Source organism: Emticicia sp. BO119 (assembly GCF_013912375.1).
GTDB lineage: Bacteria > Bacteroidota > Bacteroidia > Cytophagales > Spirosomataceae > Emticicia.
In genome coordinates this window covers 1,161,689-1,177,741 of sequence record NZ_JACETV010000001.1, presented here as the reverse complement: position 1 = coordinate 1,177,741, position 16,053 = coordinate 1,161,689, and the positions used below count along the sequence as shown (strand labels likewise).

At 37.6% G+C, this 16,053-nt stretch carries 18 protein-coding genes; 14 read left to right on the top strand and 4 right to left on the bottom strand.

The window, feature by feature from the left end:
* Positions 1 to 268: 268 nt before the first annotated feature.
* Both H1R81_RS05110 and H1R81_RS05105 read right to left on the bottom strand, forming a co-directional pair.
* On the bottom strand, positions 269 to 469 hold the full coding sequence (locus H1R81_RS05110; protein WP_181839586.1) for a helix-turn-helix transcriptional regulator: 201 nt from the start codon (positions 467 to 469) through the stop codon (positions 269 to 271).
* Positions 470 to 473: 4 nt separating this feature from the next.
* Positions 474 to 986, bottom strand: coding sequence for a hypothetical protein (locus H1R81_RS05105; RefSeq protein WP_181839585.1), 513 nt, complete (start codon positions 984 to 986; stop codon positions 474 to 476).
* 174 nt (positions 987 to 1,160) lie between these two features.
* On the opposite strand from H1R81_RS05105, the gene H1R81_RS05100 reads away from it, so the two are divergent.
* The gene (locus tag H1R81_RS05100) at positions 1,161 to 1,532 is read left to right on the top strand and encodes a group III truncated hemoglobin (protein ID WP_181839584.1); all 372 of its coding nucleotides are present in this window, start codon (positions 1,161 to 1,163) and stop codon (positions 1,530 to 1,532) included.
* On the opposite strand, the gene H1R81_RS05095 is transcribed toward H1R81_RS05100, so the two are convergent.
* Together H1R81_RS05095 and dacB are read right to left on the bottom strand one after the other, a co-directional pair.
* The gene (locus H1R81_RS05095; protein ID WP_181839583.1) at positions 1,529 to 2,326 is read right to left on the bottom strand and encodes an alpha/beta fold hydrolase; all 798 of its coding nucleotides are present in this window, start codon (positions 2,324 to 2,326) and stop codon (positions 1,529 to 1,531) included. The genes H1R81_RS05100 and H1R81_RS05095 overlap by 4 nt on opposite strands.
* 317 nt (positions 2,327 to 2,643) lie before the next feature.
* On the bottom strand, positions 2,644 to 4,086 hold the full coding sequence (gene dacB / locus H1R81_RS05090) for a D-alanyl-D-alanine carboxypeptidase/D-alanyl-D-alanine-endopeptidase (RefSeq protein WP_181839582.1): 1,443 nt from the start codon (positions 4,084 to 4,086) through the stop codon (positions 2,644 to 2,646).
* Between the two features lie 153 nt (positions 4,087 to 4,239).
* Between dacB and H1R81_RS05085 the strand changes: the two genes are divergently transcribed.
* The 13 genes from H1R81_RS05085 (at position 4,240) to H1R81_RS05025 (ending at position 16,011) form a co-directional block, all read left to right on the top strand.
* Positions 4,240 to 5,661 (top strand): MBL fold metallo-hydrolase RNA specificity domain-containing protein, encoded by a 1,422-nt coding sequence (locus H1R81_RS05085; protein ID WP_181839581.1) that lies wholly within the window; start codon positions 4,240 to 4,242, stop codon positions 5,659 to 5,661.
* A gap of 25 nt (positions 5,662 to 5,686) precedes the next feature.
* Positions 5,687 to 6,643 carry an acetyl-CoA carboxylase carboxyltransferase subunit alpha gene (locus H1R81_RS05080; protein WP_181839580.1) on the top strand — a complete coding sequence of 319 codons (957 nt, stop codon included), beginning with the start codon at positions 5,687 to 5,689 and terminating at the stop codon, positions 6,641 to 6,643.
* A gap of 178 nt (positions 6,644 to 6,821) precedes the next feature.
* Positions 6,822 to 7,292, top strand: coding sequence for a hypothetical protein (locus H1R81_RS05075; RefSeq protein WP_181839579.1), 471 nt, complete (start codon positions 6,822 to 6,824; stop codon positions 7,290 to 7,292).
* Between the two features lie 195 nt (positions 7,293 to 7,487).
* Entirely contained in the window at positions 7,488 to 8,108 is a 621-nt protein-coding gene (locus H1R81_RS05070; RefSeq protein ID WP_181839578.1) for an HAD family phosphatase, read from the top strand.
* Positions 8,109 to 8,141: 33 nt separating this feature from the next.
* Positions 8,142 to 9,278, top strand: coding sequence for a site-2 protease family protein (locus H1R81_RS05065; protein ID WP_181839577.1), 1,137 nt, complete (start codon positions 8,142 to 8,144; stop codon positions 9,276 to 9,278).
* Positions 9,271 to 9,837 carry a 1-acyl-sn-glycerol-3-phosphate acyltransferase gene (locus H1R81_RS05060; protein ID WP_181839576.1) on the top strand — a complete coding sequence of 189 codons (567 nt, stop codon included), beginning with the start codon at positions 9,271 to 9,273 and terminating at the stop codon, positions 9,835 to 9,837. The genes H1R81_RS05065 and H1R81_RS05060 overlap by 8 nt, the downstream gene beginning before the upstream one ends.
* A 33-nt stretch (positions 9,838 to 9,870) precedes the next feature.
* Entirely contained in the window at positions 9,871 to 11,040 is a 1,170-nt protein-coding gene (locus H1R81_RS05055; protein WP_181839575.1) for a PLP-dependent aspartate aminotransferase family protein, read from the top strand.
* Positions 11,041 to 11,048: 8 nt separating this feature from the next.
* On the top strand, positions 11,049 to 11,420 hold the full coding sequence (locus H1R81_RS05050) for a hypothetical protein (protein WP_181839574.1): 372 nt from the start codon (positions 11,049 to 11,051) through the stop codon (positions 11,418 to 11,420).
* Between the two features lie 35 nt (positions 11,421 to 11,455).
* Positions 11,456 to 11,752 carry a cell division protein ZapA gene (zapA, locus tag H1R81_RS05045; protein ID WP_181839573.1) on the top strand — a complete coding sequence of 99 codons (297 nt, stop codon included), beginning with the start codon at positions 11,456 to 11,458 and terminating at the stop codon, positions 11,750 to 11,752.
* Positions 11,753 to 11,907: 155 nt separating this feature from the next.
* A complete protein-coding gene (gene rny / locus H1R81_RS05040) occupies positions 11,908 to 13,473 on the top strand; it encodes a ribonuclease Y (protein ID WP_181839572.1) in 1,566 nt (521 codons plus the stop codon).
* A gap of 178 nt (positions 13,474 to 13,651) precedes the next feature.
* A complete protein-coding gene (gene map, locus H1R81_RS05035; protein ID WP_181839571.1) occupies positions 13,652 to 14,416 on the top strand; it encodes a type I methionyl aminopeptidase in 765 nt (254 codons plus the stop codon).
* An 84-nt stretch (positions 14,417 to 14,500) separates the two neighbouring features.
* The gene (locus H1R81_RS05030) at positions 14,501 to 15,538 is read left to right on the top strand and encodes an aldo/keto reductase (protein WP_181839570.1); all 1,038 of its coding nucleotides are present in this window, start codon (positions 14,501 to 14,503) and stop codon (positions 15,536 to 15,538) included.
* A gap of 80 nt (positions 15,539 to 15,618) precedes the next feature.
* Positions 15,619 to 16,011 carry a DUF1398 domain-containing protein gene (locus tag H1R81_RS05025; protein WP_181839569.1) on the top strand — a complete coding sequence of 131 codons (393 nt, stop codon included), beginning with the start codon at positions 15,619 to 15,621 and terminating at the stop codon, positions 16,009 to 16,011.
* Positions 16,012 to 16,053 lie beyond the last annotated feature (42 nt).

Here is a 16,053-nt window from a genome sequence, read left to right as displayed (position 1 = left end):
TTATCCTGATTATCTATAAAAAATCCAAATCAACCTCATAATGTTTGAAAAAATTAAATTGTACTTTAATTAACTCCAGACTATCAGGCGATATAACTACGATAGCCTGCTAAAATAATACCACGTTAAATAATATTTAAATCAGCTTCTGATTAAAACAAAAAACCCTTATTAATAAATAAGGGCTTTGCACGAGCTTTTTCAAAATGTATGCATGGAAAAAACCTTTAAAAGAAATGGTAGTAGATTTCAAAAGAAGGTCTTTACATCAGTCGTTTTCATCTAATTCAAAAATTTCTTCAACTGCTTTTCCAAAAATCCTTGCAATTTTCATTGCTAATACTGCCGAAGGCACATACTTATTGCTTTCAATGGCATTAATAGTCTGGCGGCTGACGTTTATACGCTCTGCTAAATCGGCTTGAGTAATGTCGAGTATAGCACGCTCGATTCTGATCCGGTTTCTCATAGCTTTAGTTGTTTTGTAGTTTCCCGTTTGCCTCGAACGATGGCTTGATAAATAGAATATAATGGAATCTGATAATAAAGAATAGTAATGGCGTGAACATATTATACACAATAACACTAAAAAAGGCCATACCATGTATAAAAATTATAGCAAGCACCAACAAGCCGAAATTAAGGTAGATAGCCCATTGTAAAGATTCAAGACGGATTTTAGAAACGTATTCATCTTCAATTTTAACTTTTGAAAAAGCCGCTAAAAGTAAACCGATGATTGTTCCTATAGCGGCTATTTCATCCGTAAAGTTCAGAATAGATACTTCATCTTTCACATGCCCGAAGCCTGTTCCGCTCGAACTACCAAAAGTATCCGAAAAAACATACTTAAATGGAAGCTCCACCGTGAGAAAATCAAAAGAGAAATCGCCGATTAACACAAATAAGCCCAAAATTAAAGATGGGACAGCCAATAGCCAGCCAATTAGCTTGTAACGATGTGAAAATAAGAATCTTGGTTCCATAATTTTGTAATGTTTAAATTTTGTAAAGTATAACGCAACAAATGTAAAATAAACTTTACATTTTGACAAACTTATTTGATATTATTTTTTTCAAATACCTTTCTAATGCCGAATATGATTTTCATCAGCTTTTGATTGGCCATTATTGCGTACCTTTGCAAAAATTTCCGTGTAATGAACGATATTCAGAATAGAGCAGACGTAGAGCTTTTAGTAAATGATTTTTACGAAAAAGTACATAAAGATTTTGACCTTGCCCCGGTATTTGTTATGCCCGAAGAAGAATGGGAAAGGCATATTACAAGGGTAGTAAATTTCTGGGAAAACTGGCTTTTCCAGACGGGAAGTTATAATGGTGGAATGATGTGGGTTCACCTGCAGGCTAATCAAAAGCATGGACTTACAACTGAACGATTCGAACGCTGGCTGGCACTGTGGTTTATGACAACAGATACACTATTTAGTGGCCCAAAGGCTGAATTTGTTAAAAACAAAGCCTTGGAAATCGGGCAGATTATGAATGCAAAAATGAATAGCAGCACCTAACTATTCAAAAACTTTTCAATCTCCCGGTTATAGATTTCAGGTTCTTCTATGGAAGACGTATGCCCGCCACCTTCAAAGACAACCAGTTTTGAGTTTTTAATAAGCGCATGAATTTTCTGCGCTTTTTCGGGTTTAGTAGCTATATCCTGGTCGCCTACCATTACAAGAGTCGGGCAATTGACATGATGAATTTCATCAGCAATACCTTTTCTGTAAATTACGCCATCTACTGCTCTGCAAATTCCTTTTCTGTTATTCAAATTAAGTTGATGTATCCAGTATTTTTTTTCTATTAACCGCTTGGGGTCATTCAGGAATTTCTGCCCGAACATAATCTGCATTACTTTACCAATCACCGGCCAGAAACCAATATAGTTCACTATATTATTCAGCATTTTATACTTAGGCACATTTTCAGAGGGTTCAGGGTCGGCAGTTGTTTCAAGCAGTATCAACTTTTTGATTAATTCAGGTTTTCTGGCTGCTAAGCGCATACCGACGAAACCACCCATTGAAAGACCTGCAAAAATTACGGGTTTGCCTACTAATTTTTCTATTAGTACAGCGGCATCCTCGTAGAGAGTATCCATATCGTAGCCATTGGCTGAGACTTCCGTTTTGCCTTGTCCACGATGGTCATAGGTAATAATTCTGTATCGGTCTTTAAAATAGGCTACTTGTTTATGAAACATACGGCCACTCCATAAAAGACCATGCGAGAAGATAATAGTATCTTGGCCGCTTCCGGTTTCTTCGTAATGGTAGTTTACTCCGTTGATTAGGAGGGTTGGCATAGTGGTTTAGGGGGGGGTAATGAATAATAGCGTGGTTTTAAATTATTCCAAAACTAATCCCATTTTTATAGTCCCGGGTTGTTACTTTTTTTAGCTGAAAAAAAGTAACCCAAAAAACAGCCATCATTTAAACTCACACAATTAAAAATCTGAAAGTTTTTATCTCATTGTAAAACACTATCTCGATTTTTAATTGTGCTCAAACAAGAAATGATGTTTTAGGGTTATGATTTTTAGTTGTGATTTTCTCTTACCACAAAAATACAGCTTTAGTCAAAATCAAATTCCTTTCTTCGATTTAGGAAATCGTTATACACTTATATCTCGACCATCAACTTAATCATTTCTTCTAAATATCTCCTTACTTTGCGGTCGGCACCGTCAGCATAGCGGTTAATAATAAAAGCAAACGACATCAATTCTCCATCGCGGGAAGTATAATAACCTGAAAAAGCCCTTGTATTGGCAATAGAACCGCTCTTGGCTCTTACATTACCCACTGCCTTTGAGCCTTTTGCTAAATTTTGTACCGTGCCTGTTATACCAACCACAGGTATAGAAGCGTAGAAATCATTAAATGCGCTATCATGTCGCATGGTAAATAAAATATCTACTAAATTATTAGCTGTTAGTACCCCTGAAGGTGATAAACCACTCCCGTCTCTTATCATAAATCCTTGTAAATCAACCCCCTTTCCAGACCATAGAAATTTCTCTGCTTTAACCCCTGCTTCAAAACTTGCGTCTTTTGATAAACTGTATCCAACCGTTTTCAGAAAAGCATCTGCATAAAGATTGATGCTCTGAAAATTGCAATGTTGTGCCAGAGTAGAAATAGTCGGAGAGTCATAACTCAGAATAAGGTTTCTTATGGATGGGCTTTTCTGAAATTTTGCCTTGTAAAGTGGATAACTCAATGCTTCGTTACTTATTTCTCCTCGTAATTCCTGAAATTTTCTTTGCACATGAAAAGCTAAAAAATAAGCGGGGTCAGGTATAGAACCTTTTACTACAAAATCCGATGGTCCTATCGGCACTGTTCCTTCCGACATGATTGTATTACTGAAAGGCGTATTATAAACTATAACATTATCGCCAGAGCCCCTTTCAGCAGTTGTTACTCTATTTATATACGAAATATTAGGAATCTGTGGAGCAAGCCTTGAAACCAGCGCTTCTTCACCCAACGATTTGCCAGGTTTAAAATGAATCTCATAAAGGTTTTCATTGATATTTAAACCACTTATTCCGGCTCCATAATAATTTCCAATATCGCCCCATACCCACGAATTAGCCAGGGTATTGTCAGGAAAAGCACTGCCATCACCAATAATTGATCCCTCTATTTTTTTGATGCCAAAATCTTTGATTTTCCGGGCAAAAAGATTGACAATCTGCTGAAAATCTAATCCTACTCTTGACGAACCCAATGAAGGGTCGCCTGTACCCCTGATATAAATATTGCCTTTCAAAACACTATCGGCAATAGTACCATCATATTCTATAAAAGTCTGATATTTATAGTCAGGCCCTAAGACTGATAAAGCAGAAGCCGTTGAAACGAGTTTAAGTGTAGAAGCAGAGTTGACAGATTTACGGGCATTGAACTGAATTTTATAAGCTCCTGTCTGGGTTGAACGAATTGAAGCGGCCACTACTCCGGTCTGGATTTCGTTATCATTCTGTATGCTATCCAGGAGTTGCTGAAACTTTTCGAGAGGAGTATTTAGTTGTAATAAGACAAATAAAAGTAACTTCATAGAAACAAGAATGAGTTAAAGGAGGAGGCCTCAGATTAAACGAATTTAAAAAAAATGCTTAGTAAAAAAAAGATTTCTTTCCTTAATTTGTGCTTGAATATGAAGCAAAACCTATTTTGTTTAATATTTTTAATATTTTGATAGCATTTTCGTATGAAAATAACTTTTTGGGGTGCAGCAAGACAGGTATCAGGTAGTATGGTACTACTTGAGTTTGATGATGAGTATAAAGTTTTGATTGATTGCGGCACTGATTTAGAGAGAGAAAATAACCCCGAAAAACCTAAGTTCGAATATGGCATTTTCCCATTTGATCCTTCATTAATCAATCTGGTTATTCTTACTCATGCACATATCGACCACTCAGGTCAGATTCCTAATTTGTATAAAGAGGGTTTTGAAGGGCAGGTTTTATGTACAAAGGCTACTATGGATTTAAGCGAATTACTTTTGCTTGACTCAGCATCGCTAAACCAGCGGAAGTTCAAACTGATCCATGATAGCAAAAAAAGATCAAAGAAAAGAAAAGACGTTGATTCAAGGGAATTGTATCTGGAAAGACAGGTAAAAGAAGCATTAGATAATTTTGTACCGATTGCTTTCGACCAGCGTTTTAAGTTTAAAGATGATGGTTACCTTACTTTTATTCCGGCAGGGCATTTGTTAGGTGCTGCTCATGTATATATTGAGTTCTGGGAAGACGGCAAGAAAAAAACATTAGGTTTTTCAGGAGATATTGGTCGAAAAAACTATCCTCTGCTGATAGACCCTCAACCTTTACCTCCTGTCGATTATCTGATTACAGAAACAACCTATGGCGACCGCCATCATATCGATCAGGAAGAGGCTGAAAGTATTTTAGCCGGAATTATCCAGAAAGCCTGCATTGATGTGCCTGGTAGGCTCATTATTCCGTCTTTTAGTGTTGGCCGTACACAAGCCATGCTTTATACGCTCAATAAATTATATACCGAGCGTGGCTTCACCCCTATCAAGGTTTTTACAGATAGCCCTTTAGCAAAAGCAAGTTCAAGGGTCTATGAAAAAAGTGTGAAACTACTTAATAAACACGCCAGAACGTTTCATGAAGAAAATGAATCTTTGTTTGATTTCGAGAATCTGATATATTTGGAGTCGAATCAGGCAAGTAAGGCTGTCTCTAACCATGCAGAACCGTGCATTATTATTTCTGCTTCAGGTATGGTACAAGGGGGTAGAATTGAACACCATATTGAAGCCAATATCAGTAATCCTTATGCCACAATATTAATGGTGGGCTATGCCAGCGAAGGTACTTTAGGTTGGAAATTACTGAATGGTGAACGAAAAGAATTAAGCATTCGGGGGCAGAAATTTCCTGTAAATGCTACTATTCTGAGAATCGACGTATTCAGCGGTCATGGTGATTTCAAAGATTTGACTAATTTCGTGGCCTCACAAGAGATAGATAAAATAAAAAAGGTTTTTCTGGTACATGGCGAGTACCCAACCATGCAGAATTTTAAAATTACACTTGAACAATTAGGGTATCAACAAATTGAGATACCGGATAAAGGGCAAACTTACCAAATTTAACAAAGCCCATAAAGCAAATTCGTTTATGAGAACTCTTCTTGATTTTGAAAAACCCATTGCCGAGCTCGAAGCAAAGCTTGATGATATGCAAAGACTGGCCGATGAAAACAATGTTGATGTGAGGGAAGCAGTAAGAAGTCTTTCAGAAAACATTCTGAACCTGAAAAAAGAAACGTTTTCAAACCTGACACGCTGGCAAAGAGTGCAATTGTCGCGCCACCCTGACCGCCCATATACATTAGACTATATAGAAAAAATATGTCAGGAGTTTCATGAACTACATGGCGACCGCACAGTAAGAGACGATCCGGCTATTGTTGGTGGTTTTGCTGATATTGATGGAAAAACAATCATGCTGATTGGTCAGCAAAAGGGACGTAAAACCAAAGAAAGACAATATAGAAACTTTGGTATGCCAAACCCGGAAGGATATAGAAAAGCCCTGAGATTAATGAAGATGGCTGAAAAATTCAATAAGCCAATCGTAACCTTAATCGATACCCCGGGTGCATTTCCGGGTCTGGAAGCCGAAGAACGTGGACAGGCAGAGGCGATTGCAAGAAACCTGCGTGAAATGTGCGTATTGAAAGTGCCTGTTATCTGTATTATTATCGGTGAAGGCGCTTCAGGTGGCGCACTGGGTATTGCTATTGGTGACAGAGTATTAATGCTGGAAAACTCATGGTATTCGGTAATTTCCCCAGAAAACTGTTCTACTATCTTATGGCGTAGCTGGGATTACAAGGAACAAGCAGCTGAGGCCTTAAAGCCAACAGCAACAGATATGTTGAACAATAAGCTGATTGACGGTATTATCGAAGAACCTTTGGGAGGTGCACATCTTGATTGGGATGATATGTCTGAACGCTTAAAAACAAGAATCCTATCAGAAATCGAAGAATTGGAAAAATTATCTTCGCAAGACAGAATTGATGCCCGCATTGAGAAATTCTGCTCAATGGGATTCTTTGAGGAAGCATAAGAATGATTGAATAATATATTGAAAGCGAGTAATGGCTTACGCCATTACTCGCTTTTTTGTTTAAGATATAATAGTTTGAGCCTTAAAATAAGATTTGATGTTAGCTTTGCTTGTTTTAGCTCAATAATCAATAAATTAGTATTTGAAATTTGCTTTGACACACCAATCCTTCTATTTCATGAAAAAGTTCTTATTTACACTAACAATTTTTTGTTTTTTTCTTAGCTGCAAAAGGACACTTGAATGCTGCGTTTTAGTAGATACATTTGTTGATATATCAGTTTTAGAGAAATCTACCAATAAAGATCTACTAAATCCAGGTCTCGAAAACCATTATGATATAAAAAAAGTAACCTTAGAATTTTCGGACTTTCCTAATCAAAGGACTGGTATTGATGCTATACAAATGAATCAGCCCCTGTTTTTCCGGAATAGTAACAGATATTACTTAAGAATTTTCCCTACTACTTATGAGCCTGTGAAAGAAATTCATACGGTAACTATTTACTGGAACGAAACCAGTAAAGATAAAATAACCTTTCATTTAAATCTTGCAGGCGGAAATATGCTTACTGAAAAGATATTTGTCAATGATGAATTAAAATGGGATACGTCAAAAGGATATAGAGAAACAACAATTCTTAAATAAAACTTTCTTTACCCCTCCAGAATCTGATTATTTGATTTATTAGCATCTGTTTAACAGCTTAATAAGATTGCAATAATTAATTATCCATCATATTTTTTAATTTCTGCCCTACCCATTACAAAATATTTCGAAAGCGTCAGACGTTTATCAACAGTTTGACACTTTTTTATTGCTCCATCTCTACCATAAATCTGTATGAAAGTAAAAGCCGTTATTTTTGACTTCGGAAACGTAATCATCAACATCGACATCCCTCGTACCTTCCAGGCATTCGCCAGCCTTACTGGCAAAAGACAAGCGATTATTGAAAAACTTGTCCTTGAAAATCAATTATTCAGACGTTATGAAACCGGTCAATTTACTGATATTGAATTCAGAGAAATTGTCAGGCAAACCGTTGGATTTCCTCTTAGCGATCATGAAGTAGACAAAGCATGGAACTCTCTATTGCTGGATATTCCACCGGAAAGGATTGATTTATTAAAAGAAATCCGTAAAAAGTACCCTATCTATTTACTCAGCAATACCAATAATATTCACATTGAGGCATCAAACTCTTATCTAAAAAAAACTTTTGGCTATAGACATCTTGATGAATTATTCGACCAGTTATTTCTTTCCTATGAAATAGGTATGTGGAAACCCGATACCGAAATCTATCAATATGTATTAAATGAAATCAATCTACAACCACACGAAGTATTATTTTTAGACGATAATCACCACAATATCCAATCAGCTAACGCCTTAGGAATGCAAACCATCTTGGTTGAACCGCCAACTTGTATCACTGAATATTGTAAAACGATTTTTTAAGTCGTTTCTTTGTATCACAATTTTTCATAGCAGATGAATCAAAACAGAACATTACTTATACAAATTACCTTATTTGTCGTCACACTTTTCACAACAACAATCACAGGAGCAGAATGGATTTTTGGTAATTCTTTCTTTTTTGGACCGAATCCAATGGGCTGGCATGAATTGGTTGAGGGTTTCCAGTACTCACTTCCTTTCTTGGGTGTTTTAACTATCCATGAATTCGGGCATTATTTTATTGCCAGAAAACACAAAACAGATGTAACCTTACCTTTTTATATTCCACTTTGGTTAGGTGGTTTGAGTGCTACTTTTGGCACTTTAGGCGCATTTATCCGTATCAAAGAGCGCATACAATCAAGAGTTAAGTATTTTGATATTGGCATTGCCGGGCCTTTGGCTGGTTTTGTGGCCGCTTTGGTTGTACTCTGGTATGGATTTACGCATCTGCCAAGTCTTGACTATGTTTTTAATCTGTTTCCACAACTGAATCAGTATGGCAACGAGTACGGAAAGTTTCTGGAAACTACCACCGAATACACTTCTATCAAATTAGGAGATAGCTTATTATTTAAGTTTTTTGAAGACTATATAGCTGTTGGTGAACTGCCTCATCCCTATCTATATACTAATTATCCAATCATCTTTGCCGGATACTTATCACTCTTCTTTACTGCCTTAAATCTCTTCCCGATTGGTCAGTTAGATGGTGGTCATATTCTCTATAGTTTGATTGGCGACAGGGCCTTTAACATCGCCTCCCCTATCCTGTTTACTACATTTGTATTTTATGCAGGTTTAGGATTATTTAAAGTTGATGAGTTCTTTATGCCCGATACAGACATAATCTGGAAATTCGCCCTTTATGTGGGCTTTATATATCTTTGTTTTTCAAGAATTTCTGAAAATCTGATGACAAATTTGCTGATAACATTAAGTGTTATTGCGATTCAGTTAATAATCACGTATTTTTACCCCACAGTTGAGGGGTACTCAGGATTCTTAGCTTTTGGCTTAATGATTGGCCGTTTTTTAGGAATTTATCATCCTCCCACCTACGACAAGCAACCCCTCTCTTTAGAAAGACAAATTTTGGGGTGGCTTGCGCTGTTGATTTTTATTCTGTGCTTTACACCAAAGCCATTTATTATTATACAAAATGCTTAGCTGGCTATCAAAATCTATTTTCAGATTAGTAGGTTGGAAAACAATTGACCATCTCCCACCTGACCTGAAAAAAGGAATTTTTGCAGTAGCACCTCATGCAACCTGGTACGATTTCCTGGTTGGTGTAGGTGCTCGTTCTGATTTAGAGAAATCAATCAAGTATTTAGGTAAAGCCGAACTGTTTCGCCCGCCTTTTGGTTGGTTATTCAAGGCTTTGGGTGGTACCCCTGTGATTCGTTCGCATAGTACCAACTTTGTTCAACAGGTAGCTGAGACTTTCGACAGACACGAAAAACTTTTAGTCGCTATTGCTCCAGAAGGCACACGTAAAAACGTAGAAAGATTAAAAACCGGCTTTTATTATATGGCGCATGCCGCCAGAATTCCGATTATTATGGTGGGTTTCGATTACCCAAGAAAAACAGTATTTGTCGAAAAGCCATTTTATACCAGTGGAGATTTTGAAGCTGATATGAAAAAATATTTTATCCCTTTTTACCAGCAGATTGGGGGTGTAAAAAAAAATTGGTTAGCCAATTATGAAAAGGGGGAGTTTTAATTTATAGACCAATATAGCAGGCAGAATAGTGCAATGAAGAAACAAACGCAATCAATAAGAATCCAGACCAAACGTTCACAATACAGAGAACATTCTACACCATTATTTCTGACAAGCAGTTTCTGTTTTGAAGACGCAGCTCAGGGCAAAGCAATTTTCGACGAAACACTTGAAGGCAATCTTTATTCACGTTTTTCAAACCCATCCGTACAAGAGTTTATTGATAAAGTTTGTATGCTTGAAAACTGCGAAGAGGGCCTGGCAACCGCTACTGGTATGGCAGCTGTATTTGCAGGCTTTGCCGCACATCTCAAATCAGGTGACCACGTAGTTTCGTCAAGAGCTTTATTTGGTTCAGCACATCAGATTCTTACACAGATATTATCTAAATGGGGCATCACTCATACCTATTTAGACGCAACCGCCCCCGAAACCGAATGGGAAGCGGCTGTCCAGCCAAATACGAAAATGATATACCTGGAAACCCCATCGAATCCGGGTTTGGAATTGGTTGATATGGCGATGGTTGGGCGTATTGCTAAAAAACATAACCTGATTTATTATGTTGATAATTGCTTTGCTACTCCGGTTATCCATACACCTACTGATTATGGTGCAAACCTGATTGTCCATTCGGCAACGAAATTTATGGACGGACAAGGCCGTGTTTTAGGCGGAATTATCACAGGGACAAAAGAATTGATAGCTCCTGTTCGCTTCTTTTGCAGGCATACAGGCCCATCAATGTCTCCTTTTAATGCCTGGGTATTATCAAAGAGTCTGGAAACCCTTGAACTCAGAATGGAAAGGCATTGCGAGAATGCAATGAAGTTGGCAAAAGCACTGGAGAAAATGGAAGGCATTGTGAATGTAAAATACCCACATTTACCCTCTCATCCGCAATATGAATTAGCTAAAAAACAAATGAAAGCCGGCGGTGCCATGGTAACGTTTGAACTGGAGGGTGGTTTTGAGCGTGTAAACCGTTTCACTCAAAAGCTAAAAATTGTATCTATCTCCTCAAATCTGGGAGATTCACGTACGATTATCACTAATCCTAATACGACCACACATAGCAAATTGCCAAAAGAAGACAAAGCAAAATTGGGCATCACCGAAGGGCTAATCCGCGTTTCGGTAGGTTTAGAAGATATAACCGATTTAATTGCCGACTTTAAACAGGCTGCCAAAAAGAGTATATAAAAAGTGCTATGACTGTTGAACAACAATATATTGCAGAGATAGTTAAAGCTGAAAACATCAGAACCTTCACAGTTTTCAATAAACTGACCAATACCCTTTTGTTTGAGAAATCGCAGGCACAGGAAGAAATCCTGCTATTGAAAAGTCAGATAAATACACTCAATAAAATCATTAAGGATAAGGACGAGGAGATAAAAAAATTAAAAATAAAGCAAAAAAATCAAGATTTTATTGAAAAAAAACAAGAAATTAAAAAAGAAAGTGTTAAAATTGTAGCTAATAAAGTACGACAGTCTGAAGAAAAGGCTCAATTGAAGAAACTAATAGAAGAATTAATACAAGAGATTGATGTGTGCGTTGAGTTGCTGAACGAAGAATAGTTTAACCTAATACAGCCCTTGAAGGTGAATCAACAATGGCAGATAGTGAAAAAATAGAAATCAATTTAAGGGTACTGCAAAGAGTAGTTACACTTAAGATTCAGCCGGAGTTAGAACCTTATTTCCGTAATGCGGCTACCTTTGTTAACCAACGCCTTAATTTTTATATGAAAAAAAATGCGGAAGGTGACATGGATTTTTTGGATTTTCTGATTATTGTTGCCATTGAAGGTGTAGTGGAAAACCAAAAAAATCAGGATAAATATCTTTTGCTGCAACAAGACCTTGATAAAAGGTTAGAAGACCTCAGCAACCGCCTTACGCTCAATTAAAATATTCTACGTTTCTTCAGTATAGCCATTCTGCTTTTTGTCAATCAAATCGTTTTTGATAGAGTTTTGTTCGGGCTGTTGTCCTACTATAGCCAAACTCTGTAGTACAAAAATGGTTTTTGTTTCATTCTTAATTATTTAAAACATATAAATTGATGTCAGAAATTATGACTATGCTCTTCACAGACCTGTTAGCTTTGGTAATAGGGTTCTTTGTTGGTAGAGCATTCATTAAAAAAACTTTCCAAAGCAAAGAGGCAGAAGCCGAAGTACGTGCCAATGAATTACTAAAAAATGCCCAGCAAACAGCCGAAAACGTTAAAAAAGACAAAATTTTAGAAGCCAAAGAACATTTTTTAAAGTTGAAAGCTGAATTTGATGAAGACGCTAACAAACGTAAAAGTTTCATCATTCAGAATGAGCAGAAAGTAAAACAAATGCAGCAACAGGCTGCTCAGATGTTAGAGCAAAACAAGCGTAGAGAAACCGAATTAGATACTTTACAAAACAAGCTCAACGAACAGATTGAGGCAGCAAACAAGCGTAAAGAAGAAGCCGACCGGATGCTTGGTCAACAGGTTGAACAATTGGAAAAAATTGCCAATCTTACAGCCGATCAGGCCAAACAACAACTAATTGATGCTTTAAAAGGCGAGGCGGAAACAAAAGCCTCTTCTTATATCAAACAGACTATTGAAGAAGCTAAATTATCGGCAACAAAAGAATCGAAAAAAATTATCATCGAAACTATTCAACGCACCGCTTCCGAACAGGCCATTGAAAACTGTGTATCTGTATTTAATATCGAAAGCGATGAGGTAAAAGGTAAAATCATTGGTCGTGAAGGGCGTAATATCCGTGCACTGGAGGCCGCAACAGGAGTTGAAGTAATTGTAGATGATACCCCAGAAGCCATTGTAATTTCAAGTTTTGACCCGGTACGTCGTGAAATTGCTCGCCTGTCTTTGCATCGTTTAGTGCAGGACGGTCGTATCCACCCTGCCCGAATTGAAGAGGTTGTAGGCAAAACCAAAAAGGATATAGAAAACGAAATCGTTGAAATAGGCGAGCGTACTGTCATCGATTTAGGTATTCACGGCTTGCATCCTGAATTGATCAGAATGATCGGCAGAATGCGGTTCCGTTCATCTTATGGACAAAACTTGCTGCAACACTCCCGCGAAGTAGCAAAAATGTGTGCTACAATGGCAGCCGAATTAGGCCTGAACGCAAAATTAGCCAAACGTGCAGGTTTATTGCACGATATTGGTAAGGTATGGCACGAAGAGCAGGAATTGCCTCATGCCTTGTTAGGGATGGAATTGGCGAAGAAATATAAAGAACATCCAGAGGTAATCAATGCGATTGGTGCTCACCATGACGAAATTGAAATGACTTCAATGATTTCTCCAATTGTACAGGTTTGTGATGCTATTTCAGGTTCTCGCCCGGGTGCGCGCCGTGAAATGATGGAGTCTTATGTACAACGTCTTCGTGATTTGGAAGACCTGGCACTATCATTCAATGGCGTTGAAAAATGTTATGCGATTCAAGCCGGGCGTGAATTGCGTGTGATTGTAGACTCTGAAAACGTAAATGACGAAATTGCAAGCAAAATGTCGTTTGATATTTCACAACGTATAGAAAAAGAAATGCAGTATCCAGGACAAATCAAGGTCACTGTTATTCGTGAGATGCGTAGTGTAGCTTATGCAAAATAAGACTATTTTTAATGAATTAAGCCTCTTTCCTGTTATTTTGGGAAGAGGCTTTTTTAGGTCTTTCCTGACTGATGAAAATAGTTGTAACGGACAATAACTCCAAATTTCATTTATCTGAAATTCAGATGAATCATAAAGCTTATACGTTTGTTCCTATAAAAAGCATAAAATACAAACCATGTCAATTACCAAAGAAGCAGAATTAGAGGGAATGAAAAAAGTAAGTGAAGCAGTGGCCCTTACTTTGAAAGCCATGTGTAATTATGCCAGGCCTGGTATGACAACCAAGGAATTAGACGATTATGGCGTAAAAATTTTGAATGATTCAGGAGCTAAACCCGCTCCTTCTCTTACTTATGGCTTTCCGGGGGCTACATGTATCAGTGTTAATAGTGAAGTAGCGCATGGGATTCCGTCAGAAAAGACTATTCTACAAGCAGGTGATTTAATCAATATTGACGTATCAGCAGAATTAGGTGGTTATTGGGCAGATAACGGAAGCTCATTTGTCCTGGGTGATGATACTAATGGGCATCAGCCATTAGTTGATGCCTCTAAACGTATTCTCAAGAAAGCTATCAGCCAGATTAAAGGTGGTGTAAAAATAGCTGATATTGGTAAGCTAATTGAAACAGAGGCTAAAAAATCAGGCTATAAGGTTATCAGGAATCTAACCGGGCATGGAATAGGCAAAAGTCTGCACGAAGAGCCGCACGAAATTGCCAACTTTTTTGATAGATTCAATACCACAAGATTTAGAAAAAACTCTGTAGTGGCTGTAGAAACCTTTATTTCAACACACTCAACTATAGCTGAGACACAAAGTGATGGTTGGACACTAACCGGTAATAAAGGTGGCTACGTAGCACAACATGAACATACTATTGTAGTAACAGCCGATAAGCCTATCATTCTGACTGAAATGAATAAGATATGGTCTTGAACAATGATTTAGCAGATTAATCAGCTAAATCATTGTTCAGACAAAAATCACTCAATCACGCATTCATTAAATCACTTATCAAATATGGAATACAGACAATTGGGAGCATCAGGTTTAAAAGTTTCGGTATTAAGTTTCGGTACAGCTACTTTTGGTGGCGGCACTGAATTTTTCAAAGCCTGGGGAAGTACACAGGTAGAAGAAGCTACCCGACTGGTGGATTTGTGTCTTGACTCAGGTATTAATTTATTTGATACAGCCGATGTTTATTCGCAAGGGCTATCTGAAGAAATCTTAGGTAAGGCTATTGCCGGAAAAAGAAACCAGTTATTGATTTCAACCAAAGCTACTTTTACCTTCGGCAAAGGGCCAAACAATCAGGGATCATCTCGTTTTCACTTGTTAAAACAGGTTGAAGGCAGTTTGAAGCGTCTGAATACTGATTATATCGACATATTCCATATGCACGGTTTTGATGGTATAACTCCTGTAGAAGAAACTTTGCGAACGCTTGACGATCTGGTACAAAGTGGCAAAATAAGATATCTGGCGGCTTCTAATTTCTCAGGCTGGCACTTGATGAAATCCTTAGCTATTTCTGAAAAATATGGTTGGAATCGCTATGTAGCACATCAGGTATATTATGCTTTAACCAACCGTGATTATGAATGGGAACTCATGCCTTTGGGTCTCGACCAGAAAGTCGGAGCCATTGTGTGGTCGCCGTTGGCAGCAGGTCTATTAGGCGGCAAATATAAACGTAATCAACCAAAACCTACCGATACCCGTACAGCACAAGGCGGAAGCCCTGTCCCTTCTGCTGCTATCAATGAAGAAGTGCTGTACAATGTAGTTGACGTTTTAGAAGAAATTGCTGTAGAAACGGGAAAAACCGTTGCACAGATAGCGATTAATTGGGTACTACAAAGACCAACGGTATCAAGTATTATTATTGGTGCTCGAAATGAAAAGCAATTGAAAGAAAACTTTGAAGCCATCGGCTGGAATCTGACAACAGAGCAAATCAAAAGACTGGATAAAGCAAGTGAAACACCCCCGGTTTATCCATACTGGCATCAACGACAGAATCTGACTTTGAATCCCCCACCTAAATTTTACTGAGTACCGGAAATAAACGTTTTTTTACAATTTCAGGATAAAGGTATTGCCGACCTTTGTTGAAATTTTAAACCACCAGAAAAATGTTTACACTCAATCAAATCAAAGAGGCACACGCAAAAGTAAAAAGCGGGGCTGATTTCCCGAAGTACATTCAAGAATTAGCCCAATTAGGAATTTTAAAATATACAACCTATGTCAGTGATGGGCATACTGAATTTATTGGTACAGATAACTATTCACTTACTTCCGACGCCAGATATGAGGTTTTATTTATTGCGAATGAAAGTAACCCAGATCAGTTCCTGCAATATATAAAAAATCACCAACAAGGAAAATCAGATTATTATACCTTGTCTAAACAGGCGGCCGAAACCGGGACTGATAAATGGGTAACAGATATAATAAATATGACCTGCACTTATTATGACAAAAAAGGTAATGAAATATTAGTAGAGACAATACCGGGCGTATAAGATATATAAACAAATAGAAAAGGCTTCCCAAATAAATTGAGA

Bases quoted from the DNA above. Each gene is read 5' to 3' on its own strand.
- H1R81_RS05110 (WP_181839586.1), bottom strand. From the start codon at position 469: ATGAGAAACCGGATCAGAATCGAGCGTGCTATACTCGACATTACTCAA.
- H1R81_RS05105 (WP_181839585.1), bottom strand. From the start codon at position 986: ATGGAACCAAGATTCTTATTTTCACATCGTTACAAGCTAATTGGCTGG.
- H1R81_RS05100 (WP_181839584.1), top strand. From the start codon at position 1,161: ATGAACGATATTCAGAATAGAGCAGACGTAGAGCTTTTAGTAAATGAT.
- H1R81_RS05095 (WP_181839583.1), bottom strand. From the start codon at position 2,326: ATGCCAACCCTCCTAATCAACGGAGTAAACTACCATTACGAAGAAACC.
- dacB (WP_181839582.1), bottom strand. From the start codon at position 4,086: ATGAAGTTACTTTTATTTGTCTTATTACAACTAAATACTCCTCTCGAA.
- H1R81_RS05085 (WP_181839581.1), top strand. From the start codon at position 4,240: ATGAAAATAACTTTTTGGGGTGCAGCAAGACAGGTATCAGGTAGTATG.
- H1R81_RS05080 (WP_181839580.1), top strand. From the start codon at position 5,687: ATGAGAACTCTTCTTGATTTTGAAAAACCCATTGCCGAGCTCGAAGCA.
- H1R81_RS05075 (WP_181839579.1), top strand. From the start codon at position 6,822: ATGAAAAAGTTCTTATTTACACTAACAATTTTTTGTTTTTTTCTTAGC.
- H1R81_RS05070 (WP_181839578.1), top strand. From the start codon at position 7,488: ATGAAAGTAAAAGCCGTTATTTTTGACTTCGGAAACGTAATCATCAAC.
- H1R81_RS05065 (WP_181839577.1), top strand. From the start codon at position 8,142: ATGAATCAAAACAGAACATTACTTATACAAATTACCTTATTTGTCGTC.
- H1R81_RS05060 (WP_181839576.1), top strand. From the start codon at position 9,271: ATGCTTAGCTGGCTATCAAAATCTATTTTCAGATTAGTAGGTTGGAAA.
- H1R81_RS05055 (WP_181839575.1), top strand. From the start codon at position 9,871: ATGAAGAAACAAACGCAATCAATAAGAATCCAGACCAAACGTTCACAA.
- H1R81_RS05050 (WP_181839574.1), top strand. From the start codon at position 11,049: ATGACTGTTGAACAACAATATATTGCAGAGATAGTTAAAGCTGAAAAC.
- zapA (WP_181839573.1), top strand. From the start codon at position 11,456: ATGGCAGATAGTGAAAAAATAGAAATCAATTTAAGGGTACTGCAAAGA.
- rny (WP_181839572.1), top strand. From the start codon at position 11,908: ATGTCAGAAATTATGACTATGCTCTTCACAGACCTGTTAGCTTTGGTA.
- map (WP_181839571.1), top strand. From the start codon at position 13,652: ATGTCAATTACCAAAGAAGCAGAATTAGAGGGAATGAAAAAAGTAAGT.
- H1R81_RS05030 (WP_181839570.1), top strand. From the start codon at position 14,501: ATGGAATACAGACAATTGGGAGCATCAGGTTTAAAAGTTTCGGTATTA.
- H1R81_RS05025 (WP_181839569.1), top strand. From the start codon at position 15,619: ATGTTTACACTCAATCAAATCAAAGAGGCACACGCAAAAGTAAAAAGC.